20 protein-coding genes are annotated in these 23,949 nt (G+C 29.1%); 13 read left to right on the forward strand and 7 right to left on the reverse strand.

Annotated elements, in window-relative coordinates:
- Window positions 1-151 precede the first annotated feature (151 nt).
- A complete protein-coding gene (locus CLPUN_RS14640; protein WP_077847995.1) occupies window positions 152-394 on the forward strand; it encodes an IS3 family transposase in 243 nt (80 codons plus the stop codon).
- Window positions 395-485: 91 nt separating this feature from the next.
- Here CLPUN_RS14640 and CLPUN_RS14645 read toward each other — a convergent pair whose 3' ends face one another.
- The gene (locus CLPUN_RS14645; RefSeq protein ID WP_242954145.1) at window positions 486-698 is read right to left on the reverse strand and encodes an ATP-binding protein; all 213 of its coding nucleotides are present in this window, start codon (window positions 696-698) and stop codon (window positions 486-488) included.
- A 194-nt stretch (window positions 699-892) separates the two neighbouring features.
- Between CLPUN_RS14645 and CLPUN_RS14650 the strand changes: the two genes are divergently transcribed.
- The 6 genes from CLPUN_RS14650 (at window position 893) to CLPUN_RS14675 (ending at window position 7,448) form a co-directional block, all read left to right on the forward strand.
- Window positions 893-1,801 carry a LysR family transcriptional regulator gene (locus CLPUN_RS14650; protein ID WP_077847996.1) on the forward strand — a complete coding sequence of 303 codons (909 nt, stop codon included), beginning with the start codon at window positions 893-895 and terminating at the stop codon, window positions 1,799-1,801.
- Window positions 1,802-2,099: 298 nt separating this feature from the next.
- On the forward strand, window positions 2,100-3,212 hold the full coding sequence (locus CLPUN_RS14655) for a 5-methyltetrahydropteroyltriglutamate--homocysteine S-methyltransferase (RefSeq protein WP_077847997.1): 1,113 nt from the start codon (window positions 2,100-2,102) through the stop codon (window positions 3,210-3,212).
- Window positions 3,213-3,590: 378 nt separating this feature from the next.
- Window positions 3,591-4,619 carry an iron-siderophore ABC transporter substrate-binding protein gene (locus CLPUN_RS14660; protein ID WP_077847998.1) on the forward strand — a complete coding sequence of 343 codons (1,029 nt, stop codon included), beginning with the start codon at window positions 3,591-3,593 and terminating at the stop codon, window positions 4,617-4,619.
- A complete protein-coding gene (locus tag CLPUN_RS14665; protein ID WP_077847999.1) occupies window positions 4,616-5,614 on the forward strand; it encodes a FecCD family ABC transporter permease in 999 nt (332 codons plus the stop codon). The genes CLPUN_RS14660 and CLPUN_RS14665 overlap by 4 nt, the downstream gene beginning before the upstream one ends.
- A complete protein-coding gene (locus CLPUN_RS14670) occupies window positions 5,611-6,642 on the forward strand; it encodes a FecCD family ABC transporter permease (RefSeq protein ID WP_077848000.1) in 1,032 nt (343 codons plus the stop codon). The genes CLPUN_RS14665 and CLPUN_RS14670 overlap by 4 nt, the downstream gene beginning before the upstream one ends.
- The gene (locus CLPUN_RS14675; RefSeq protein WP_077848001.1) at window positions 6,642-7,448 is read left to right on the forward strand and encodes an ABC transporter ATP-binding protein; all 807 of its coding nucleotides are present in this window, start codon (window positions 6,642-6,644) and stop codon (window positions 7,446-7,448) included. The genes CLPUN_RS14670 and CLPUN_RS14675 overlap by 1 nt, the downstream gene beginning before the upstream one ends.
- Window positions 7,449-7,866: 418 nt before the next feature.
- Here CLPUN_RS14675 and CLPUN_RS14680 read toward each other — a convergent pair whose 3' ends face one another.
- From CLPUN_RS14680 to CLPUN_RS14695, 4 genes are all read right to left on the reverse strand, one after another.
- Complete coding sequence (locus CLPUN_RS14680; RefSeq protein WP_077848002.1) at window positions 7,867-9,672, reverse strand: N-acetylmuramoyl-L-alanine amidase family protein; 1,806 nt, start codon at window positions 9,670-9,672, stop codon at window positions 7,867-7,869.
- A gap of 114 nt (window positions 9,673-9,786) precedes the next feature.
- Complete coding sequence (locus tag CLPUN_RS14685; RefSeq protein ID WP_077848003.1) at window positions 9,787-10,830, reverse strand: ABC transporter substrate-binding protein; 1,044 nt, start codon at window positions 10,828-10,830, stop codon at window positions 9,787-9,789.
- Between the two features lie 29 nt (window positions 10,831-10,859).
- Window positions 10,860-11,630: an ABC transporter ATP-binding protein gene (locus tag CLPUN_RS14690; protein WP_077848004.1), complete on the reverse strand. Its 771-nt coding sequence runs from the start codon at window positions 11,628-11,630 to the stop codon at window positions 10,860-10,862.
- A gap of 4 nt (window positions 11,631-11,634) precedes the next feature.
- Window positions 11,635-12,729 (reverse strand): FecCD family ABC transporter permease, encoded by a 1,095-nt coding sequence (locus CLPUN_RS14695; RefSeq protein WP_077848005.1) that lies wholly within the window; start codon window positions 12,727-12,729, stop codon window positions 11,635-11,637.
- Window positions 12,730-12,909: 180 nt separating this feature from the next.
- On the opposite strand from CLPUN_RS14695, the gene CLPUN_RS14700 reads away from it, so the two are divergent.
- The 4 genes from CLPUN_RS14700 (at window position 12,910) to CLPUN_RS14715 (ending at window position 16,856) form a co-directional block, all read left to right on the forward strand.
- On the forward strand, window positions 12,910-13,713 hold the full coding sequence (locus CLPUN_RS14700) for a helix-turn-helix domain-containing protein (RefSeq protein WP_077848006.1): 804 nt from the start codon (window positions 12,910-12,912) through the stop codon (window positions 13,711-13,713).
- Window positions 13,714-13,717: 4 nt separating this feature from the next.
- On the forward strand, window positions 13,718-14,455 hold the full coding sequence (locus tag CLPUN_RS14705) for an alpha/beta hydrolase (protein WP_077848007.1): 738 nt from the start codon (window positions 13,718-13,720) through the stop codon (window positions 14,453-14,455).
- A gap of 1,085 nt (window positions 14,456-15,540) precedes the next feature.
- Window positions 15,541-15,744 (forward strand): hypothetical protein, encoded by a 204-nt coding sequence (locus tag CLPUN_RS14710; protein ID WP_143329064.1) that lies wholly within the window; start codon window positions 15,541-15,543, stop codon window positions 15,742-15,744.
- A gap of 188 nt (window positions 15,745-15,932) precedes the next feature.
- Entirely contained in the window at window positions 15,933-16,856 is a 924-nt protein-coding gene (locus tag CLPUN_RS14715) for a DMT family transporter (protein ID WP_077848009.1), read from the forward strand.
- A gap of 1,023 nt (window positions 16,857-17,879) precedes the next feature.
- Here the strand turns inward: CLPUN_RS14715 and CLPUN_RS14720 are convergent.
- Entirely contained in the window at window positions 17,880-18,113 is a 234-nt protein-coding gene (locus tag CLPUN_RS14720; protein WP_077848010.1) for a hypothetical protein, read from the reverse strand.
- A gap of 97 nt (window positions 18,114-18,210) precedes the next feature.
- Complete coding sequence (locus CLPUN_RS14725; RefSeq protein ID WP_077848011.1) at window positions 18,211-19,221, reverse strand: AraC family transcriptional regulator; 1,011 nt, start codon at window positions 19,219-19,221, stop codon at window positions 18,211-18,213.
- 267 nt (window positions 19,222-19,488) lie between these two features.
- Between CLPUN_RS14725 and CLPUN_RS14730 the strand changes: the two genes are divergently transcribed.
- Together CLPUN_RS14730 and CLPUN_RS14735 are read left to right on the forward strand one after the other, a co-directional pair.
- Window positions 19,489-20,856: a PTS transporter subunit EIIC gene (locus CLPUN_RS14730; protein WP_077848012.1), complete on the forward strand. Its 1,368-nt coding sequence runs from the start codon at window positions 19,489-19,491 to the stop codon at window positions 20,854-20,856.
- A gap of 285 nt (window positions 20,857-21,141) precedes the next feature.
- Window positions 21,142-23,805: a glycosyl hydrolase gene (locus CLPUN_RS14735; protein ID WP_077848013.1), complete on the forward strand. Its 2,664-nt coding sequence runs from the start codon at window positions 21,142-21,144 to the stop codon at window positions 23,803-23,805.
- Window positions 23,806-23,949: the final 144 nt, after the last annotated feature.

Consider the following 23,949-nt stretch of genomic DNA (forward strand, 5'->3'; position numbering starts at 1 on the left):
ATAAAACTGCATACATTTGTTGCCGCCCGAAAGGGTGAAGAAATGCTTGAGCCGTATGAGCTGGAAACTCTCACGTACGGTTCTTAGATGAGGGAAAGGGAGAAATCCCTTTTTCTTAATCGATTATACACATAAGGCATTTAAGAGTAAATTGAATAAGATTAATGCAACTCAAAGTATGTCTAGAGTTGGCCGCTGTATAGATAACGGACCTATGGAAGGATTTTGGGGTATACTAAAATCAGAAATGTATCACCTAAGGAAATTCGATACATATGTAGAACTTGAACAAGCTATTAATGGATATATAGAATTTTATAATACAAAAAGACTACAGAAAAAATTAAAAGGCATGGCTCCAATTGAATATCGTAGCCACACCTTATCAGTATAATTTTTTATTATTTATCCTGTCTACTTGACAGGGGGCAGTTCATTTTCGTGGGTTTTTTTATGTAGAAATCTTAGCTCTTACTTGATTAGGCTTAAATATTACTACATTTAGAGATTATAAAATCAACTGTTTCAATTAGACTATCATCAGCTAAATCAGTTGGGGATTTACCTTTTAAGTCAGCTATAGAAATAAAATTACTATATGGCATAGAAGAAAGTAATTCCATATCCTTAAGATAATCTTTTATAAGATCTAATTCTTTTTCATTTCGAACCTTATTAGCAATAACAGAAAAATACACTAAACCAAAGATAATAAATTTGTAAAATCTTTAATGTTTAATTTTACTAAAGATTTGGATATAATAGTACATAATATAACTTAAAGAATGTAGTGCTGTTAATTATATTGATAAATAATAAGATTGATTTTATAAGTAAAGTTGTTAATATATAATATAATAAAGTTTATTGGTTAGCAAGGAGATAAAGAATAATGACATTACAACAGTTAAAATATATAGTAACCGTTGCTGATAATGGAACAATTAGTGATGCTGCTAAGAAATTATTTATTTCTCAGCCAACGATTACTAATGCTATTAAAGAACTGGAAAAGGAAATTCAGATTACTATATTTAATAGAACAAACAAGGGGATTATAGTTTCAAATATAGGTAATGAATTTCTTGCCTATGCAAGGCAGGTACTTGAGCAGGCTAATCTATTAGAAGAAAAATTTTTAAATGTAAAGAAACAAAGTCCGAGATTCTCTGTATCTACTCAGCATTACTCGTTTGCTGTAAATGCGTTTGTGGATGTAATTCGTGAATTTGGCGGGAAGCAATATGATTTTACTCTTAGGGAAACTCAGACATATGAGATTATTGAGGATGTAAGTAGATTGAAAAGTGAAATAGGAATTTTATATACTTCATCTAAAAATGAAGAAGTGATTAGGAAATTCATTAAGCAAAATGATCTAGAATTTGAAGAGCTTTTCGTGGCAAAACCCCATGTGTTTATTAGTTCAAAGCATCCACTAGCTAAGCGAGAAGAAATTGCATTGGAAGAGCTGGAAGAGTATCCATATCTTTCATTTGAGCAAGGAGATTATAATTCTTTTTATTTTTCAGAAGAGATCCTTAGTACCATTGATCGTAATAAAAATATTAAGGTAAGAGATAGGGCAACCTTATTTAATCTTGCAGTTGGATTAAATGGATATACGGTGAGTACAGGAGTAATCAGCAAGGAATTAAATGGGGAAAATATCATAGCTAGGCCCCTTATGGTAGATGAATATATGAATGTTGGAGTAATTAGGCAAAAGGAAATGCCACTTAGCAGGTATGGAAATGCCTATATGAATGCATTAAAAAAGTATGTATTGGAATATGTTTAGTAGAAGTACATTTCTGTGTTATATATAACCCATTAATGTATTAGCATTATAAATAATTACAGTATTTGAATACAGGCTAGAGTTTCATATTATATGAAAATAAATGTTGTATTAAATATTTTATATGTTACACAATTATATCAATTGATATAATATGAAGGTGAAAATGTGTATTTGATATAGGTAAAAACTATATCAAATACACACTTTTTTATATTTTTCAAGGTAAAAAAAGTAGTTTATACTATATTATAATAGAATTTTTAAACAAATAATATAGATAGGAGAGATAAAGAATATGAGATATAATGCGCCTTTTAAGTATGATATTGTAGGAAGCTTTTTAAGACCTGATTATTTAAAGCATGCAAGAGAAGAGTATGTAAAGGGAAAAATTACAGCAGAAGAATTAAAAAAGGTTGAAGATGAGGCAATTACAGATTTAATTACAAAACAGAAAGAAGTTGGACTTCAGGTTATAACAGATGGAGAATTTAGAAGGAGTTCCTGGCATCTTGATTTTATGTGGGCATTTGATGGTGTTGGACATGAAAAGACAAAGAATGGAATTCCATTTCATGAAGAGCCAGCCTTAATTGATGACACCTTTCTTACTGGAAAAGTATCTGTAGATAGTCATCCATTTGTGCAACACTTTAAGTTTGTAAAACAATTTGAAGATGAGAACACAGTTGCACGTCAGACAATACCTGCACCAGCACAGTTTCTATTCCAGATGATTACATCAGAAAATTTGGAAAGAACGAAATCAATTTATCCAAATGAGGAGGAGTTGATTCAAGATATTGCAGGTGCATACAAAAAAGTGATACAAGATTTATATGCAGTAGGATGTACAAATATCCAGTTTGATGATTGTACATGGGGAGTGTGCGTTGATCCAAATGCTTGTTTTATATTTGGAACTGATGAAGAAGGTTTACAGCAAAATATTGAAAAACTAATCCGAATTAATAATCTTGCCATTGAAGATAAGCCGGAGGATCTAGTAATTAACACACATATCTGTCGTGGAAATTTTCACTCTACATGGGCTTGTCAGGGAGGTTATGACCGTGTAGCAAAAGACCTTTTTGCAAAAGAAAATGTAAATGCATTTTATCTAGAATTTGATGATGAACGTTCTGGAGATTTTAAACCACTTCAATATATCAGTGAAGATAAGAAAGTTGTATTAGGACTCATCACAACCAAATCACCTATACTAGAGGATAAGAATTATATAATTGAACGTATCCATGAAGCTGAAAAATACATTCCATTAGAGCGTTTATCTCTTAGTCCTCAATGTGGATTTGCATCTACAGAAGAAGGGAATAAACTTACAGAAGAAGAACAATGGGCAAAATTAAGATTAGTACAGAAAATTGTAAAAGAGGTGTGGAAATAAATTTCAAGAACATTTTGCAGCTTTGTTATTTAGTATTTATTGCAATTAACCTCAACTATAAAACCTACGGAAATCTAAACTTTGGATTTTCGTAGGTATTTTAATTTTGTACTGATTTTAGAAAATAGTTTTTTAACAGAAAATTTTATCTAATATTCTTTAGGAGAGTAATTGATATTTTATTAATTAGATATTCTTAATAAGTATTGCCATAAATTTCAAAATAATGTTCTTCAATATACGGTTGACAAATTTTATTGACAACTATACAATAATACAGAAATGTAAATGATAATTAATTTCATTATCATTAGGCGACCGAAGTTTCAAATAAAAATTTAACTGAGTAAAATCAACATAACAATTAGGAGGACGATTATGAAACTAAAAGGAATAAGTTCCATTATTCTTGCTTGTACTTTACTTATAACAGGATGCTCAAGCCAAGCTGGAAAAAATCAAGATAAATCTAGTGTAAGTCAAAGTGATTCTGCTATTTATCCAATGACAATTAACCATGCATATGGAGAATCTGTAATTGAAAAAAAACCAGAAAAGGTTGTTACAATTTCTTGGGGGAATCAAGATGTGCCTTTAGCATTAGGAGTAGTACCAGCTGGTATATCTAAGGCTAATTATGGTAAATCAGATGAAAATGGTTTACTACCATGGACAGCAGAAAAATATAAGGAATTAGGAGTAGAAAAACCTGTTACTTTTGATGACGTAGATGGTCTAGATTATGAAGCTATAAGTAATTCTCAACCAGATATTATATTAGCTGCATATTCAGGAATTACACAAGAGGAATATGATTTATTAAGTAAAATCGCTCCTGTTGTAGCATATCCTAAACTTCCATGGCAAACATATTGGCGCGATCAAATAACAATAAATTCGACTGCTATGGGGAAAAAAGATGAAGGAGATAAATTAGTTTCAGATTTAGAAAAGGTGATAACAGAAAAAACTAGTAAATATCCTAAGCTTAAAGGTAAAAAAGTTGCGTTTTGTTACTTTAATCCAGCTGATTTAGGTAAGTTCTACATATACCTTCCAACAGATCCTCGTGCAGCATATCTAACTGATTTAGGATTAGACTTACCTGATAGTGTTAATAAACTTGCACAAACTTCAGATAGCTTTGCTCTTGAAATTAGTTCAGAAAATATTGATAAATTATCAGATATAGATGTTATAGTAACTTATGGAAATGATGCATTATTAAAACAACTGCAATCAGATGCTCTACTCGGAACAGTTCCAGCAATAAAAAGAAGTTCAGTTGCCATTATGGAAGATGGATCAGTGCTAGCAGCATCTTGTACTCCTAGTGCGTTATCTATTCCAGCAACAATAGATGAATATTTAAAGATAATTGGAGAGGCAGCAGATAAAGTACAATGAGATTTACAAAAACAATAACAATATATTTGGTGAGCATTATTTTTCTAGGTATATGTATAATAGCATCATTAGCATGGGGATCAAAGAATATAGGATTTAGTCAAGCGATAAATGCTTTATTAAATAGTTATGATATGTCTTTTTCTGCATTAGTGGTTCGTGAACGTATTCCGAGAACTATTTTTAGTATTATGGCAGGGGCTTCTCTTGGAATATCAGGAGCTCTTATGCAATCAATTACTAGAAATCCAATAGCAGATCCAAGTATCTTAGGAGTTAATACAGGTGCATCTTTATCTGTTGTAATTGGAATAGCGTTTTTTAATATCAATTCAGCCAATCAGTATATTTGGATTGCACTTACTGGAGCAGGCTTAACATCGATATTTGTTTATGGCATAGCTTCCATTGGAAATGGAGGCATGACGCCAATAAAGCTTGCTTTAGCAGGCTCTGCTACAAGTGCAGTCTTATCATCTTTAGTAAGTGCAATTATACTTCCTAGAAGTGAGGTTATAGATGCATATAGATTTTGGCAGGTTGGAAGTGTAAGTGGTGCAACCTGGGAAAGCATTAAGTTAATACTACCATTCATAATAATGGGGCTAATTATAAGCATAGTATCAACGCCGGCACTAGATGTTTTAGCATTAGGAGATGAAGTTGCAACTGGTCTAGGTGTCAATATTGGAATTATTAGAATTATATGTGCAATTGCAGGGGTTATACTATGTGGTGCAACTACTGCAATTGCAGGACCTATTGGATTTATAGGACTAATGATACCTCACAGCATACGTCTTATTTTTGGTTCAAATTTGAGAGGATTAGTTCCTATGTCAGCTATTGGAGGAGCAGTGCTTTTAACAATTTCAGATGTTGTGGGAAGAGTAATTGGAAGTCCGGGTGAACTTCAGGTGGGAATTATTACTGCATTTTTAGGAGCGCCAATTCTTATTATAATTGCTAGGAAAGCGAAGGTGAGAGCTATATGATACAAACTACTCACACTATGCTTAAACAAGGTTATAACAAAAGGAAAACTCGTTTGCTTAGCATTAACATATTACTGCTTGCTTTAACAGTATGCCTTTGTGGCATAATGCTATTATATGGTAAAACTAATTATTCCTTAAGTACAGTTATAAGAGTTATTGAAGGAGAACAAATACAAGGCGCGACCTTTACTATAGCAACTCTACGTTTACCAAGAATGCTTTGTGGACTTTTAGTTGGTTTAGCTTTTGGAATGGCTGGGTATACATTTCAAACTATGCTTAGAAATCCATTAGCTAGTCCTGATATTATAGGCATAAGTTCAGGTTCTAGTGTCGCAGCAGTATTTTGTATATTAGTTCTTCATATGAGTGGAAGCAGTGTTTCTATAGCAGCAGTAATTTCGGGAATTATAGTAGCAACACTTGTGTATGTGTTATCTAAAGGCTCTGGATTTTCAGGTAGTAGATTAATACTTATAGGAATTGGAATACAAGCTATGACAAATGCACTTGTATCATTTTTATTGGTTAAAGCTTCACAATATGATGCTTCAAATGCACTTAGATGGCTAAGTGGCAGCTTAAATGGAATGCGTATAGAAGATGTGCCAATTTTATTTATTGTTGTAGTTATATTTGGAGTTATTATTTTATGTTTAACAAAGCAGCTTCAAATATTAGAGTTAGGAGATGAGTTTGCTACTACACTTGGTATTAAAATAAATTTAGTACGAATTGTATTAATTTTAAGTTCAGTATTTTTAATTGCTTTTGCAACTGCTGTTACAGGACCTATAGCCTTTGTTGCGTTTTTATCGGGTCCAATAGCATCAAGACTTGTGGGACTAGGAGCATCAAGTGTTTTATCATCAGGTCTAGTTGGAGCATTATTAGTACTTGGAGCAGATATGATTGGACAGTTTGTATTTGGTACAAGATTTCCTGTAGGTGTAGTTACAGGAATTTTAGGAGCACCATATATGCTATTTCTACTAATCTTTATAAATAGGAGGGGGCAAGCATAATGAATAAAAAACAACAATTATTTGAAGCAAAAAATATAGTAACTGGATATAACAAAAAGATTATAATTGATGGAATTGATATAACTATTCCAAGTAATAAAATCAGTGTTATTATCGGAGCAAATGCATGTGGTAAATCTACCTTGCTAAAAACACTTGCCAGACTTATTAGGCCTGCTTCAGGAGAAGTTATAATTGATGGTAAAAAGATTACTTCAATGCCTTCTAAACAACTAGCACAAGTTTTGGGTTTGCTTCCTCAATCACCAGTAGTTCCAGAAGGTATAACTGTTTGGGATTTAGTTTCAAGAGGTAGATTTCCGTATCAATCATTTTTAAAAAGTATGAATCAAACTGATTTTGAGGCTGTTGAAGAAGCTCTTGAAATAATGGGAATAATAGAGCTTGCTAATCGTAGTGTAGATGAGTTATCTGGTGGGCAGCGTCAGAGAGTTTGGATTGCTATGGCACTTGCTCAGCAAACAGATATACTTCTTTTAGACGAGCCAACGACTTATCTTGATATTGCTTATCAAGTAGAAATCCTTGATTTATTAACAGATTTAAACCGCAAAAGAGGGACTACTATTGTAATGGTACTTCATGATATAAATTTATCTGCTAGATATGCAGATTATATATTTGCCCTTCAAAAGGGAAAATTAATTAATCAGGGTACACCATCAGAGGTTATAACATCTGAATTAATTGGTACAGTATTTGGATTAGATTGTATAGTTATACAAGATCCCGTATCCTATTCACCTTTTATAGTACCAAGAGGAAGACACCATGTTAATATTTAAAAGATAATATGATAATTTTTACAAAAATAGAAAAAATAAATAAAGTCTGTTACGAGTAGCTACGCCTAAAATAGATTTGATAATTTTGAAGTAATGATGATTAGATTTTATGAATAGGATCTAATATTATATGAATAGGATCTAATATTAATAGATAGCCATTTAAACTTTAATACAAGTTTGGTAATAGCATAAAATTTATAGTGAATTTTAAAGGTTATGCTTCCCTTACACTATGAAACCCACAAAATCCATAATATAGATTTTGTGGGTTATTTAAATATTAATAGATTGATTGATGGTTAATGTTAATTAATATCTTTTATATAATTTATATACAAAATAAATATTTATCTAAATAAATATTTTGGTATTGAGTCTAAAAATTATTCATATGAAAGCTTTGTTATTTATATTATTAATTTATCCATGCTCCATCTATGCCTAATTTATATCCATCAATTATTGTGTCATACAGCATAGCTCCTGATGAAGTACAATAATACCAAGTGCCATTATAATTAATCCATCCAGTTTTCATTGCACCTGTTTCATCTAAGTAGTACCAAGTACCATTATCATTTATCCACTCTGTAGACATAATTCCATCAGTATTTAAGTAATACCAAGTGCTATTAGTATTTAACCATCCAGTTTTCTTTGTTCCATTTTCTAAAATATAATTCCAAGTATTATCTTGATTTAATATCCAGCCGTCAGGTGTATCACTTATTTTAACAGCTGCATTAGTTGTAGTCTGTGTATTTATTGTAGTATTTCCACCAACTGCATTTTTATTACTTGTTGGAGTCACATTATGTATAATTGAGTAAACTCCAGTATCTTGGTTCCAGGCAATCATATTATCCTTACTAGTGATGGATATACTGTCTATAGATCCATCTATTCTATATAATTTATTGAAATTTTCATTACCATCCCATGCTTCTATATATCCGCTATTTATAAACCATGGTAAACTACCAGGGGTATTTAGGCTAGCTATTGAATCTACATCTGAACTATCATAATCATCAGCATCTATATAATTAAATCCATTCTTTGATTTTAGATTTAATTTTTCTACATATAGCTTCCTTTCTGTACTATCTTGATACATACTATAAAGTCCTTGTTCATTGGCTGTTATCTTTACTTTTCCTGCACCTTTAGATAAGCCAATTTTTTTGATTGCATTCGCAACAGAATGTCCTAATAAATATTCACGATTTCCTTGTTTATCTGTAATAAAGTAAATAGTAGAATCTTTAGGATATTTAATTCCATCAATATCATCAGTTGCCGGAGTCACAGAAAATTTTTGTAGTACTGTGACAGAGTCTCCATCAGTTACTTGATAGCCGTCTTTTCCAAATTTCAATTCACTTGTTGCAGGTTTATAAGTTGAATCATTGGAACCTTTTTCTTTTTTATAGATTGTAAGATCTGCTAACCTATATATTGTGTCAGAATAACTTGTTACATATTTATTTTCTTTAATTACGGCTTTTAGTTCATAAATTGTTCCATCTTGCTTTATTTCATAAGTATCTTCAGTATTTTTAATAGTAACAGCAGAACCTGTTGTACTTATAGATACTTTTAAGCTTCCTAAGTCATAATCCACATCAACATAATTACCTTGTAAATTTGCATATATTGTAGAATAATCATCTCCATTAACACGTGGCTCTTCTAGCTTGTATTTATAAGCAGCTAATCCATTGCTAGAACTTAAAAATTTGTTTTTTACTTGATTGATAGCACTAACTTTATTTGATCCGCTATAAGAGCTTTCATCAAATCTTCCATCATTATCATGTTTTATTTTACTTTTTAAAAGTCTTGCTTCAGTATTCTCTAAATCTGCTCTTACATCGTAGTCCACTAAGTTACAATTGTTCGTTATATCCACATAAGAATACTCCCTTGAACCATCATCGATTTCTAGATATCTATTCAATAATAGATCGCTAAAAGTAGCACCGGTATCTATTTCATCGAGTTTATTATATTTTCCATCCTCAGATATCCAATATATAGCTTCTTCTTCACCATTTATTTCGCCATCAAGAAAAATACCTTTTCCTTTTGCAGTTGCACTATAGATAGTTCCTTCTTGTGCATCTAGTTCTTCATAATCTAAAGCGTGCACTGGTACAATTGATATAATTGAACCTATACACATTAATAAACCTGTAATTTTTGTAATTCTTTTAATCATAATTTTTACTTACTCCCTAATATTTTTATTGTATAAATATTTTTTCATTAGTTAATATAAAATTTCATACGAAATAACTTAACAAAGTATTCTTTAATATATTAAATTTCAAACCTAACTTTTAAAGTTTTCTGGATAAAAAGCTGAAGCTAGTTTTTCTAAGCAGTCAAAGGTTCTGATTCCATAACCCATAAGTTCTGTATAGTCTACTGAAACAATATTTTTATTTTTTATAGCACTAACATTTTGAATTATAGGTTCACTTAAAATTCTGTTTACGGCATCAGTGTCTGTAGCAGAATTTTTGTTAGCTGTTACATAAACAATATAGTCTGGATTAGCCGAAATTACATTCTCGAAAGAAACAGAACCGCCTTTTTCAACCACATTATCAGCATTTAGAACCTTCAACATTTCTTTTTGTAATGAAGCATTAGCGCCATATACAGTAAATGCTCCTTCGTTATAATTAACTACTAATAAAACTTTTTTTCTTTCACCGTCTTTGGGAACTTTTGATTTGATTTCATTTAAAGTTCCTTGTAGAGAATCCGCTAATTTATTAGCTTTATCTTGGACATCAAATATAGTTCCTACATTTTTAACGTCTTCAATTATTGTATCTACAGTAATCTCAGTATTCATTTTACTTGCTAATTGAACATAAGTATTTATTCCTGTCTCATTTAAACTTGAGATTGAACCATATCTGTTATCTTCAAATGAAGCAGTTCTTCCAATTACTAAGTCGGCTCCTGATCCAAAAACAACTTCTTTAGCAATATCGCCTTTTTTTGCTACAGCAGGAATAGAGTTATAATCAGCTAAAAGACTTTCTGGTATAGGTGTATCTAAATCACCAGTTCCGATTATTGAATCGCTTAAACCTAAAGTTAAAAGTAATTCAGTAGAAGATTGGTTATTAGTTATTACTTTTTTTGGTGTTTCATTGAAAGTTTGTTTATAAATATTTCCTTTTGAATCAAATGCATCAAAAGTTACAGGATATGAAGTTTTAGTTGATGATTTTTCTTCTGATGAATAAGATTCTTTTGATTTTGATGTAGTATTATTATTTGTTGCAGTATTTCCACAGGCTGTAAATATTGCAGAAACTAATATTACAGACATAATTAAGAATAAAGTTTTTTTCTTCATAAATAATTCTCCTTTGATTAAATTAATTTTTATAAATCTTCCGTAAAATAATCAATTGAAAGATTTTTTGTTATTGGATTTATAGACACATGTGAGTTTACGTCATAGACTTCTTTAATCATTTCTTTTGTTATTACATCTTTGGGAATACCGTTAGATACGATTATTCCATCTTTTAGTACATAGATTTCATCACAAAACTGGGCAGCTAATGTTAAATCATGTAATGCTGCCAAGATACAAATATTTAGCTTCTTGACAATAGTCATAACTTCTAATTGGTACTTTATGTCAAGATGATTAGTTGGCTCATCTAATATTAATATTTTTGGCTTTTGAGTTATGGCTCTTGCTAATATAACTCTCTGCTTTTCACCTCCAGAGAGAAGACTGAAGCTTTTTTCAGCAGAATCTGTCATTCCGACTAAATATAACGCTTCAAGTGCTATAGCATAGTCTTTTTTAGTATCCTTTTCTAGTAATCCCTTATGAGGTGATCTACCCATTAAAACTATATCTATAACTTTAAAATCAAAATTTATATTATTAAATTGACTAACTACTCCAAGAATTCTGGCTAAAGAATTTTTACTATAGCTTTCTATATTCTTATCAAATATAAAAATGTCACCATAAGTAGGTTTTAGTACTCTATATACAGATTTTAGTAAAGTAGATTTACCGCTGCCATTAGGGCCTATTAAACCAACAAACTTATTATTAGTAATATTCCAATCGATTCCTTTAACTATTTGTTTCTTAGACAAAGTTATATTTAAATTTTTAATATTAACATCCATTAAATCACCTTTTATCCCCGTAACCGAAGCTCTTTCTAAGTAAAATATAAACAAAAAATGGTGAACCAACTAAGCCTGTAATGATTCCAATAGATAATTCTGCATTAGGAATAACTATTCTGGCAAAGGTATCCGCCCAAACAAGAAAAATGGCTCCTATAAGAATAGATACAATCATCAATTTTTTATGATCTGAACCTACCAAAGATCTTGATATATGTGGAATTATTAAACCGACAAAGCCAATAATTCCACAGTTTGCAACTAGTATACCTGTTAGAAGCGATGTTATCACCATATAAATCCTTCTATATAGATTTAAATCAAGCCCCATGGTAATAGAAGCTTCATCTCCCATTAGCATCAAATTTAAGAATCTTCCTTGAGTTAAGAAAAATATGCAGCAGATACATACAACAAAGATAGTCAAACCTATATTTTCCCACTTAGCTGCTGCTAAAGATCCCATGGTCCAGAATTTAACACTTTGCATACCTTCAGCATCATTTGCTATAGATATGATGAAATTGGATAGGGAATTACATAAGGCACTAAGCACAGTTCCTGAAAGAACTAATTTAGCAGAAGACATCTTCCCACCTAAGGAAGCAAGTAACAGTACTAAAATAGAAGCACCTAAAGCACCTAAAAACGCCCAGAAGGCAACACCATTAATAGAAAAAAAGCTAATTGAACCAATACCTAGCAGCAAAGAAAAGGTAGCACCTAAAGATGCACCAGAAGAAATTCCAAGTATGTAAGGCTCGGCTAAAGGATTTTGAACGGTAGCCTGCATTACTGTACCACATATAGCAAGTCCAGCTCCAACAGCAATTGCAAGTAATACCCTTGGTGCACGAATAAGCCATACAACATTATAAGTCGAGATGTTTACTTCGCTAAGTCCGTTTATAGATAATCCAAAAATTTTATTTAAAATTACTCCATAAGAAATGGAGGGTTTTATTTTATAGGAGCCAAATGATACTGATAATATTGTAGAAATAATTAATAAGATTATTAAAGTTAAAACAAATAAATGAAAAGAATGCTTACTTTTTTGATTTTTTTCATAAGAAGCATTTAAAATATCCTGCATTTTAACATCCTTTCTTGATTAGATATAGAAAATAAGTTATACTAATTACAAAAACAATTGATAATAATTATCAATTACATTGAAAATTATAATGCATAAAAAATATTAATAGAATAAACAAAAATTGAAACATGGATAATTATTTAATAATCAGGAAGTACTGAAGGGAGGGAGGCATTTATGAAAAGCGTCATAAAAAGTGATTTAATAAAAGAGTTTAGAGAAAATTCTTTTGAAATAGTACGAGTAGATAAATTCTCTAAAAATCCTATAATTACCAAAAATACATATAATACTAATCTTTCAGCATTTATTTTTCCGATAAAAGGAAAGGCAAAAATAGAATTTGATAATGAGATATATACTGGAGAGAGAGGAAAAGTGATACATGGATGCAAGAATAAAAATTTATCCTTTAAAGTTGTAGGAGAAGAAGAATTTGAGCATATAAACATTTACTATGTTGCAGATAAATACAAGAATTCGAATTCTTATATGAAATCAACCTTTGAATTTACAATACATAACTATGAGAAGGTAATAGAATCTTTAAATCAACTCATAAAAATATCATCTAAGCCAGAAATAACATCAAAGGTAATGCTTCAAATACAAACATTTCTATTTCTAAAAGAACTTTTTACAGAACAAAACGACAGAAAAACTTTAAATGAGGAAGGGCTTGCAAAAGATATAAGTAAATATATTTCAGAACATTATATGGAACAAATTACATTAAGCAAACTTGCTGAAAGATATGGAGAAAAGGTAAATAGAATATCATATTTATTTAATAAATATTTAAATATAAGACCAATAGATTATTTAATTCAATATAGAATGACTGTTGCTTATACACTATTAGATAAAGGATTAGCAGTTAGAGAAGTTTCAAAGGAAGTAGGTTATAATGATGAATTTTATTTTAGCAGGTTATTTAAAAAGAAATTTGGAGTATCTCCAAATAAATTAAAGAGAGGATAAGAAAATGAAAGGAATAATTTTAACAAGAAAAGTATTTGATAGGGAAATATTTATATATTTACCACACAGATATGATATTTCAAATAAAAAATATCCAATAATTTATGTTCAGGATGGAGAGACGTTTAGAGAAGTTTTTACAAAAATAATAGATGATCTAGAAGTAAAATTTGAAAATAAATCTTTAGAAGAACACGTATTAGTTGGAATTACTCCAATTGATAGGTTAAATGAATATACACCTTGGTTTTCGAAAGCATTAAATGAAAGATTTCATGATTTTAAAGGACAAGCTGATGAATATTTAAAATTTTTACTAAATGATTTGCAGAGTTATCTTGAAAATGAATTTAGAATAAGTACAAGTAAAGAAGATAGAAAAATTATGGGCTATTCTCTTGGTGCTTTAGTTTCCTTATATTCAATTTATAAAAACAATAATTATGGTGAAATTGCAAGCATATGCGCATCTCAATGGTATGAAAATTGGATTAATTTTATAAATGAAAAAGATATAATAAATGATAATTTTAAACTTATAATGATTTCAGGTAAAAAAGAAGGGAAAAATAAAACTACTATTCATAGATATTCTCAAAAATATTCTGAACAATCATATGAAATATTTAAGAGAAGAATAGGAGCAGATAATGTGAAGATGATTTGGGATGAATATGGTCATCATGAAAATGTACTGAATAGATACCAAATGGCATTAACGTTTTTGCTTAGTAAAAAATAGAAAGTTCAGGTTATTTAATTTATAATAAGATAATTAATTATGTATGTTAAAAAACAAAAAATGTTGACTATAAGAATGGTAAGTTATATATATAAGTTCTAATTAAGAAAGTTCATAATTTAGTTGGTTTTCTTATCCAATCACTCTAATATAGAAATTAAATCTTAATGAACAAAATTTTTTAGAACATATATACTTTAAAAAGAATATGTTTAAAGAAAAGGAAAGTTGGGGAGATGATTTTAGTTGTTCTTAACTAAACTATTAAAATTAAATAGTTTGAGATGCTTCAAAGTTCTAGTTTAGAGCTTTATTTGATTTTGCATTTTAAGAACAATATCATTTATTAAACTCTTTTATATAAAATAACTTTAAATACACATGTAATATTATACATGCTTGTTTTTGTTAAGCTAAGATATGGATATTAATTTTAATTTAATAAAAAAGATATTTATATAAATAAAATCCACATAGATGATATTGTTCATCTATGTGGATTTTATTTTTGTGTTAGGAAAGGGAGGAATTTTATGATTTTAACAAAAGTGACAGAAAGGATTTATTATCTTATAAACGAAAAAGAAACTGATAGACCGGTGCCCAGATACATTAAACTTCTTCTTTTGTTAAACGGAGAATTTTAATAATAAATAATGTGAAGGTAAAAATATCTATATGACTATATACTAATGATTTGTTTAAATTAGTTTGCAAATGGATTTTTAATCTGGAAATATAATTTCTGGATTTTCGTAAAAATACTATCATGACACATAACGATAAGGAGATTACTATAGTAATTTCTCTAAATTTATATTGGAGCTGATTTAAGTTTAAGAAATATATTCATATGTAAATCATAATTGGATAACATAAATTATATTGCTATTTAATAAGAATTCATATATAATGATTTCATCAATAGATTGATAATGAATATCATTTGACGAAACTATAAGAGGTTACTTTAATATTTCAAAATTTGATGCACAGGATAAAGTTGTTAATATGATTAGAAAAATGAGATTACCTAATGTAGGCTGTATAATGAATTCATATCCATTTGAATTTGAGCGGTGGTTATGAAGCAAAGAATGGTTATAGCCATGGCAATGACCATAGAACCAGAATTTCTTTTAGCTGATGAAATGCCAAGCCATTCTGATATACAGTCTGGATATAGTTTTAGCTCTAGATGTACAAAATATATGGATAAATACTTAAAGGAAAAACCTAAACTAAAACAAATAGCGGCAAATTATTTAAATGCTTGTCACCTATTCTAAGAATAAAAATGCTTGTTTTGACTTTTATACCATGACTTATCGGATAGTAAGAGTACTACTTATGATATAGAAAAGTTATAAGTAGTGCTTTTTATTTTAAATAGTAGAGAAAAAATTAATCTTTAATTATGAATTTTAAAAGCAAATGAATGATATGAAAGAGAAGATAGGAGTTAACTAAATTAAAGATGTTTAAATTTGATGTAGAGAAAATATTTACTAATAAAAAATATATAATTTTACTAGCAATTTTATGTACATTTCTATGGGGAAGTGCATATCCAGCAATTAAGCTAGGTTATAATGTTTTTGGAATAAATTCAGCTGATAGTTACTTAAAATTAATATTCGCTGGGTACAGATTTTTAATAGCCGGAATAATTTTAATCACTATACAGAAGTTAATGGGAAAAAGTATAATGCCTAAATCTATATGGGATTTTAGGGGCTTTATGTTATTAGCATTTATATATACTTTAATGCAGTATGTTTTTCTTTATATAGGTATGGCAAATACGACAGGAGTAAAGAGTTCTATACTTGGTTCATTAAGTTCTTTTATAAACATTTTCCTTGTTCACTTTATTTATAAGGATGATAAGCTATCTGTAAAAAAGATTATAGGTTGTATTATTGGTTTTTTATCAATTATAGTACTTAACTTTGAAATAGGAACGATAAACGGATCTTTTAAGTTAATGGGTGATGGACTTCTAATTATTTCAGCATTAATGAGTTCTGTTGGAAGTATATATAATAAAAACTTAGTGAAGACAAATGATGTTTTTGTTATAACAGGATGGCAGCTTATATTTGGAAGTTTAATGCTAATTATAATAGGAAAATCAGCTGGTGGAAATCTATCCGTTGCATCTGTAGAATCTGGAATATTATTATTATACATGGCACTTTTATCATCTGTGGCATTAGTAATATGGTCTACACTATATAAATATAATAAAATTGGAAATATCACTATGTATAACTTTTTGACTCCCATATTTGGTGCAATACTCTCTGCTTTTTTACTTGGGGAGTCAATATTTGAGATTAAAAGCTTGTTAGCTATGGCTTTAGCATGTACTGGTATATGGATAGTTAATCGGAAGTGAAAATTAATTTTTTACAAAAGAATTTGCAATATATAAATATTCATAACTTTTTGTATTATCCTAAGATTATTAAGTTGTAGTATTTTTAATTAAATAACTACAAGAATTATAGTAGATAAGGAGCTATAATTATAGCGAAACAGCAATAAAAAGTAATAAAACAAATTAATTATTGCAAGACTTGTAACAAAATATCTATTATAGCTGTATTGGAAAGATTGAAGCTAAATTAAGTAGTAAATAAATATTTATAGTAGTGGATTTCAAAGGTCGTGCTTCGCCTCACCATGAAACCTACAACCATCTGTATATGGCTTAAATAACTGGTTACAGATGGTTGTTTTTTATGTAGTTATAAATTTTCATATGTCTACTCTAATAATATGTAATTGAAGTAGACTAAATAATCAAAAAGTTATAAAATACAGATTATAACAAACACATATAAAAAGGAGGAAGCATTAAGAGCAGTACTTACAGCAGGTGCAACTAAAACACCAGTAGAACTTGCCAAAATGGCAGGAGTAGATATAACTACAGATAAGCCGCTTCTTGATACGATTGATTATATTGGTAACATTCAAAGTGAAATTGAAACAATAATAAAAAATTACTTGTAATGTATAAAATAGAATTTATTAAAGTATTATTTAATTATTACATATCTTATATAATTTTATATAAGATAACCAAGTAATCTGCCACTTAATGATTATATTAGAGTATCGACAAAGTCGATACTCTTTTAAAGTGTTGAGCAGATCCTATTTATTTGTATAATTCCATAAAAAATAGTAGATTTTAAAGGGTGTGCTGCTCCTTCACCAATAAGGTAGAAAATTTTATTTGCTACTGTTTTATCATCATATACAATTACGTCTTTAACTGTATAAGGTTCACTTAATTCAGCACAAATTGAGGATATTGGACATAAAAATATACCACCTTCTATAAATATATCAGTTTTTCAAAATTGATACTTTAAGTAAGAGGCGGAGAAGAGTAAAAGCAACTTTAATATAACTAATCAGTAAATGAACCAGAAAACCTAATAAACGCTATTTCACTTGAGTTTAGAGATACAGTGGTGTTTTTACCAATAAAAGTAAAATGTTTATTATACAAGTAGAAATTTTCAAATGTTTTTACTATAGTTATGTCTTTCTTATCAGTGGAACTTGGGTACGTAACATACTGAAAATCTTCTATTTCGATTTCCCTACCTGATTTTAGGGATATATAAGCACTATTTTCCATAATATTCACTTCCTTCCTTTAAATATTTTACCACATATTTAAAGAAAAAGAAGAAGAAGGTAAATAAATTATCAAAGAATAATTCATAGGAAAATCACTACTTGAATTTTGTATGATAGCTAAAAATAGAATTTTCTCGAAATTCGTTTGGTGTAACACCAAAATATTTTCTGAATTTTTTGTAAAAGAAGTTTAAATTATTGTAGCCTATTTCGTTAGCTATTTCATAAATTGGAATATTAGTATTTTCAAGTAAAATTGATGCTCTAGTTAACTTTTGAAGTAATATAAGTTCAGAAAAAGATCTATTGGTAGTTTTCTTAATTAAATTACTTAGATAGTTTGGATGAAAATTAAAATGTTTAGCTGTGGAAGTTAAAGTACATGTCATATAATTTTTTTCTAAATAATGAAGTATTTCTACAATAGGCGCATTGTTAGAGGATTTTGAGTTAGCTTTATTAGAGTCGTATTGAAATACCCTTAATAGCTCGGAAAATATAAGTATCATAAAGCAATCAATTATTTCATCTGAACATAAAGATTTATCAAAATATTCACAAAGAAGCTCTTTTATATAATCAGGAATTTTTTTGTTATTTTCGGAATTAAATATTATGTAATTATCATGTTCCTTTTTATCAGAGATAGCATTAATTAAAAACTCTGAGATAATACCTTTACTTGATAGCCTGCTAAGAAACGAAGTTGAAAAGTATTCTTTACTCATTAATATATTTATAATAATATCATTTTCAGTAGTTGGCAAAATAGAATGAGGAATGCCTGTATCTATAATTGATATTTGTCCTTGTTTCAGTTTTACAGTCTTATCTTTTATTACCTCTGAAAATTCTCCAGAATATACATAACTAAGCTCAATATAAGTGTGGACATGCATTGGTACTTGAACAAACCGTGTATGCTTACGAGGAGTAATATTTTCGCCAATTTTCATATCATTATCATCAAATAGGTAAGCATCCACTCCTTTACAATTCATTATTTTCATTTTTTTATATCTTTCAGATATAACAGGATTGGATTTATATTTTAATTCTTTTTCTGTTAATGTTCTGAGCATTCTATCTAATTCATCATGATTCATGGTTAAACCTTCTTTCTAGGATAGTCCTTAGATAGTATAATATAATATTAAAATCGGTCAGTCAATATATGTTGATTTGATATTTTAGAGTGTTTAAGAAAATGTTATCATTTATTCAAGGAAATTATTAAACGATTTCTTAAAAGATATAAATATTAGAGACTCTATATTTAAGTTTTACCTAAAAATTACAGTTTTTATTAGCTAATATATCCAAAAAAATCACTAATTTTATGGAAATTATATTTATTGTTAGGAGGATTTATTATGAATCATAAACAAGTAGCTACAGAAGTATTAGCTGCTGTAGGTGGAAAAGAAAATGTAATTAGTGTTATACATTGCGTTACAAGATTAAGATTTAAATTAAAAGATGAAGCTATTCCTAAAAAAGAAGAAGTTGAAAAAATAGATGGCGTAATTTCTGTTATTGTTAAGGGAGGACAATATCAAGTTGTAATTGGAAACCAAGTAGAGAATGTATTTAAAGAGGTAATAAAGTTAATAGGTGATCAAACAGAAGCAGAAGAAACTGAAAATAAGAAGAAAGAAAAAATATTTGATCAATTTACATCTATGATATCTGGTATATTTTCACCGCTATTAGGTATTTTAGCAGGAACTGGTACATTAAAAGGTATACTTGCTATTTGTACTACTTCAGGTATTTTGACAGATAAAATGGGAACATATGTAGTTTTATATTCTATTGCGAATGTATTATTTTATTTCTTTCCTATTTTCCTTGGAGCATCAGCAGCAAAGTATTTTAAGATGAATCAATATCTTGGGATGGCAATTGGAGGAGCTATGGTGTATCCAACAATTATAGCTACAGCAGGTTCTGGCACAGGAATAACATTTTTAGGACTTCCTATGAATTTATTGGATTACACTTCATCTGTATTTCCAGTAATAGTATCAGTATTGTTAGCATCAAAGCTTGAAAAAGGATTAAATAAAATAATGCCACAAAGTTTAAAATTTATTTTAACATCACTTCTTTTATTAGTCATTATGGTGCCGCTTACTTTCTTTGTAGTAGGACCAGTATTAACATTTGCAAGCGGCCTTTTATCAAAAGCTACTTTTGCAATTTATAATTTCAATCCTGTACTAGGCGGAATAGTACTTGGTGGACCTTGGATACTTATTGTAATGTTTGGATTACATTGGACTTTCATTCCAATATTTATAAATAATATGGCTACAAATGGTTTTGATGCAACCCTTGGACTGTTAACAGCAAATCAATTTGCAATGGCAGGAGCTACAATTGCAATAGCTCTTAAATCAAGAGAAGAAAAGGAAAAGAGTTTAGCATGGTCAACAGGTTCAATATGTTTGTTTGGAGTTAGTGAGCCAACGTTATATGGATTATTGTTGCCACTAAAAAAACCATTAATTATATCTATTATTGGAGGAAGTATTGGAGGTGCTATTGCTGGAATATTTAAAACAAAGCTATATGCATTTGGTGGTTCAGGATTATTACAAATTCCATTAGCAATTAATCCAAGTGGGATAGATTCAGGTTTCTATGGGCTCATTGCTTCAGCGGCAGTAGGATTTGTAGTTGGTTTTATTCTTACTTTTATCTTTGGATATAGTAAGAATAAAGAAAAAACTGCTTAGAAAATATTAATAAATTAACAAAACTGAAAGTAGGAGAATATATCTGTTTGTATTCATTCAAATATAAAAAGCTCCTACTTTCAATGCTATAAAAGAAATAAGTTTATTTTGTATTAAATTTGGTTAGCTATATTCTTATATTTTGATATTTGAAAAACATAAACTATTGATATCAATCATTAGAACTAAATTGCTTTAAATAGAATATAGATTAAACCGTTATTTTATTTTTATAAAAATAAATAATAGGTGTTAGATAAGTACCAAGAAAGGAAAGAATGGTATATGAAGAAATTAGATGAAGTTTTAGAAAATAGAGAGAGTAATTATATAATGCCTTTCTTTTGGCAGCATGGTGAAGAAGAAGGCATATTGCGTGAATATATGAAAAAAATTAATGAATCTGGAATAAAGGCTGTATGTGTAGAATCACGTCCGCATCCTGATTTTCTAGGACCTAAGTGGTGGGAAGATATGGATGTCATTATGGATGAAGCAAGAAAACGCGAGATGAAAGTCTGGATTTTAGATGATTCTCATTTTCCAACAGGTTATGCTAATGGAAGAATAAAAAAAGATTACCCAGATCTGCAAAAATTATTTTTAAAAATCCATCAACAAGATTTTGTTGGACCATATAAAGATGCAGGAATAATTGTTAAATGGGCAATGAATGGTTCAAGAGATGATGTAATGAATGTTGGAGCAGAGAATTCTAAAAAGGAAACAAATGAATTTAGCCTTGAAGATAAAATTATAGGTGTAATTGCAGCTAAGATAATTAACATTGACGAAATAGATACGGACACTTTAATAGACATATCAGATAAAATAAGCAATGGAGTTGCTTACTTTAATATTCCAGAAGGTAATTGGAGAATTTTTACTATTGTACAAACCTTTAAAGGAGGAGAAAAGTCTACAGAAGGTTATTTAAATCCAATTGATTCAAGAGGAACACAAGTATTAATCGATACTGTTTATGAAACACATTTAAATAGGTATAAAGAAGATTTTGGAACTACTATTGCAGGATTTTTTTCTGATGAACCGCGTTTTGGAAATGTAAAAGGACCAGATGCTTCGATTGGAAGATTTGATATGGTATTACCCTGGAGAGAAGACTTGATAAGTATATTAGAAAAAAATACCTCAGAAGATATTATTAAATATTTGCCTTTGTTATGGGTGAAGGGAAAATTAAAAGAAAATGAGATCAGATATTTATATATGGATACTATAACTAAGTTATATTCTGAAAATTTCACTCAAAAGTTAGGTGAATGGTGCAGAGCTCATAATGTTGAATATATTGGGCATGTAATTGAAGATAATAATGCACATGCTAGATTAGGTTATGGAGCAGGCCATTATTATAGAAGTTTGTGGGAACAAGATATGTCAGGTATAGATGTAGTATTACATCAAATATTACCTGGAATGGATAGGGGATATTTTAAATCATTCACTTCATCAGGCTGGGACGGTGAGTTTTTTCACTATGCATTAGCTAAAATGGGAGCATCTCTAGGTCATATTGATAAAAAGAAAAAAGGACGCACTATGTGTGAAGTTTTCGGGGCCTATGGATGGGGGGAAGGATTAAAACTAATGAAATGGATAACTGATCATATGCTTGTTAGAGGAGTTAATTACTTTGTACCACATGCATTTTCGCCAAAAGCATTTCCAGATTCAGATTGTCCGCCACATTTTTATGCTCATGGCAAAAATCCACAATTTAAATATATGAGTATTTTAAATGATTATACAAATAAGATTAGTCACTTATTAACAGATGGTAAACATATTGCTCCAGTAGCAATTCTTTATCATGGTGAAGCAGAATGGTCAGGAGAGTATATGTTACTTCAAAAACCAGCTAAGGAGTTAATTCAAAATCAAATTGACTTTGATATAGTACCAGCTGATATGTTGATTTTATCAAAAATTGAAGATAGAAAACTTACTATAAATAATGAAGCATTTTCAGGTTTAATTATACCATATTCTGAAGCATTACCTAAAAAATTAATAGACAAACTATTAGTTTATTTAGAAAATGGACTTAGAATTTATTTTATAAATGATATTCCTAAAGTTTCAAGTGAAGGTATTAATATTGATAAAGAACTTCAAAAATTACAAGAAAGCAAATATTGCAAGATAATAGAACTTAATAATTTAGTAACTGATTTGAAAAATTCAGATATTTATGATATCAAAGTTTATGATAAGCAGCCATACTTAAGATATTATCATTATAATCATCAAGATGGAGATGTATTTATGTTCTTTAATGAACATCCATATAATTCTATTTGTACAATGATTGAAGTTCCTATTTATTCAAATGCATATGTATATGATGCTTTTGAAAATAAGGTTTTTGATATTAATCTTGAGAAAACTCAGAAAGGAATCAAATTCAAACTAAGTCTTGAAAAATATGAATCTAAAATAATTGTTTTTAGTAATAATATAAATGTTAAGGAATCTATATCAATAAATTCTGAATTTAAAGGCATTAAAGAAATCAAAGATAATTGGAAAATATCTTTCTCTACATCTGAAAAATATCCTAAATTTGAAAGTGTTATAGTTTTAGACAAATTAGTTAATTTAGCAACGCCGAACCTATACCCTGAATTTTCAGGTACAGTTAGATATGAAATAGACTTTGACATGAATACGAACTTTAATAACGCATTTATATCAGTAACCGATGCTTATGAAATTGTAGATGTTTATATGAATGAGTTCAATGTTGGAAGTAAAATATGTCCACCTTATAAATTTGATGTAAGTAATTGCTTAAAAGAGGGAAGTAACAAGTTAATAATAGATGTTACCAATACTTTAGAAAAGCAGCAAAAGGATTTTCTTTCACAATATCTTATACATGAACCAACTGGTATTACTGGCTCTGTCAACTTAGTTTTTAATTAATATGATGATTCAAAGTATCAAGGAGGAGGTTATTTTTATAAGACATTGATTTAATAATGCAGCTTAAATTTATTTATAGAAAGGATGACTTCAGGTGAGCTTGTTTAAATTTATTACGAACAAATTTAATTTTAAAGATGAACA

Origin of the sequence: Clostridium puniceum, from assembly GCF_002006345.1 — a bacterium.
GTDB lineage: Bacteria > Bacillota > Clostridia > Clostridiales > Clostridiaceae > Clostridium > Clostridium puniceum.

What these genes read in the sequence shown, in the direction of transcription:
- CLPUN_RS14660 (WP_077847998.1), top strand. Translation starts at nt 3,591, where the DNA reads ATGAAACTAAAAGGAATAAGTTCCATTATTCTTGCTTGTACTTTACTT.
- CLPUN_RS14675 (WP_077848001.1), top strand. Translation starts at nt 6,642, where the DNA reads ATGAATAAAAAACAACAATTATTTGAAGCAAAAAATATAGTAACTGGA.
- CLPUN_RS14715 (WP_077848009.1), top strand. Translation starts at nt 15,933, where the DNA reads ATGTTTAAATTTGATGTAGAGAAAATATTTACTAATAAAAAATATATA.
- CLPUN_RS14725 (WP_077848011.1), bottom strand. Translation starts at nt 19,221, where the DNA reads ATGAATCATGATGAATTAGATAGAATGCTCAGAACATTAACAGAAAAA.
- CLPUN_RS14710 (WP_143329064.1), top strand. Translation starts at nt 15,541, where the DNA reads ATGAAGCAAAGAATGGTTATAGCCATGGCAATGACCATAGAACCAGAA.
- CLPUN_RS14735 (WP_077848013.1), top strand. Translation starts at nt 21,142, where the DNA reads ATGAAGAAATTAGATGAAGTTTTAGAAAATAGAGAGAGTAATTATATA.
- CLPUN_RS14695 (WP_077848005.1), bottom strand. Translation starts at nt 12,729, where the DNA reads ATGCAGGATATTTTAAATGCTTCTTATGAAAAAAATCAAAAAAGTAAG.
- CLPUN_RS14670 (WP_077848000.1), top strand. Translation starts at nt 5,611, where the DNA reads ATGATACAAACTACTCACACTATGCTTAAACAAGGTTATAACAAAAGG.
- CLPUN_RS14730 (WP_077848012.1), top strand. Translation starts at nt 19,489, where the DNA reads ATGAATCATAAACAAGTAGCTACAGAAGTATTAGCTGCTGTAGGTGGA.
- CLPUN_RS14700 (WP_077848006.1), top strand. Translation starts at nt 12,910, where the DNA reads ATGAAAAGCGTCATAAAAAGTGATTTAATAAAAGAGTTTAGAGAAAAT.
- CLPUN_RS14655 (WP_077847997.1), top strand. Translation starts at nt 2,100, where the DNA reads ATGAGATATAATGCGCCTTTTAAGTATGATATTGTAGGAAGCTTTTTA.
- CLPUN_RS14690 (WP_077848004.1), bottom strand. Translation starts at nt 11,630, where the DNA reads ATGGATGTTAATATTAAAAATTTAAATATAACTTTGTCTAAGAAACAA.
- CLPUN_RS14680 (WP_077848002.1), bottom strand. Translation starts at nt 9,672, where the DNA reads ATGATTAAAAGAATTACAAAAATTACAGGTTTATTAATGTGTATAGGT.
- CLPUN_RS14665 (WP_077847999.1), top strand. Translation starts at nt 4,616, where the DNA reads ATGAGATTTACAAAAACAATAACAATATATTTGGTGAGCATTATTTTT.
- CLPUN_RS14685 (WP_077848003.1), bottom strand. Translation starts at nt 10,830, where the DNA reads ATGAAGAAAAAAACTTTATTCTTAATTATGTCTGTAATATTAGTTTCT.
- CLPUN_RS14650 (WP_077847996.1), top strand. Translation starts at nt 893, where the DNA reads ATGACATTACAACAGTTAAAATATATAGTAACCGTTGCTGATAATGGA.
- CLPUN_RS14720 (WP_077848010.1), bottom strand. Translation starts at nt 18,113, where the DNA reads ATGGAAAATAGTGCTTATATATCCCTAAAATCAGGTAGGGAAATCGAA.
- CLPUN_RS14705 (WP_077848007.1), top strand. Translation starts at nt 13,718, where the DNA reads ATGAAAGGAATAATTTTAACAAGAAAAGTATTTGATAGGGAAATATTT.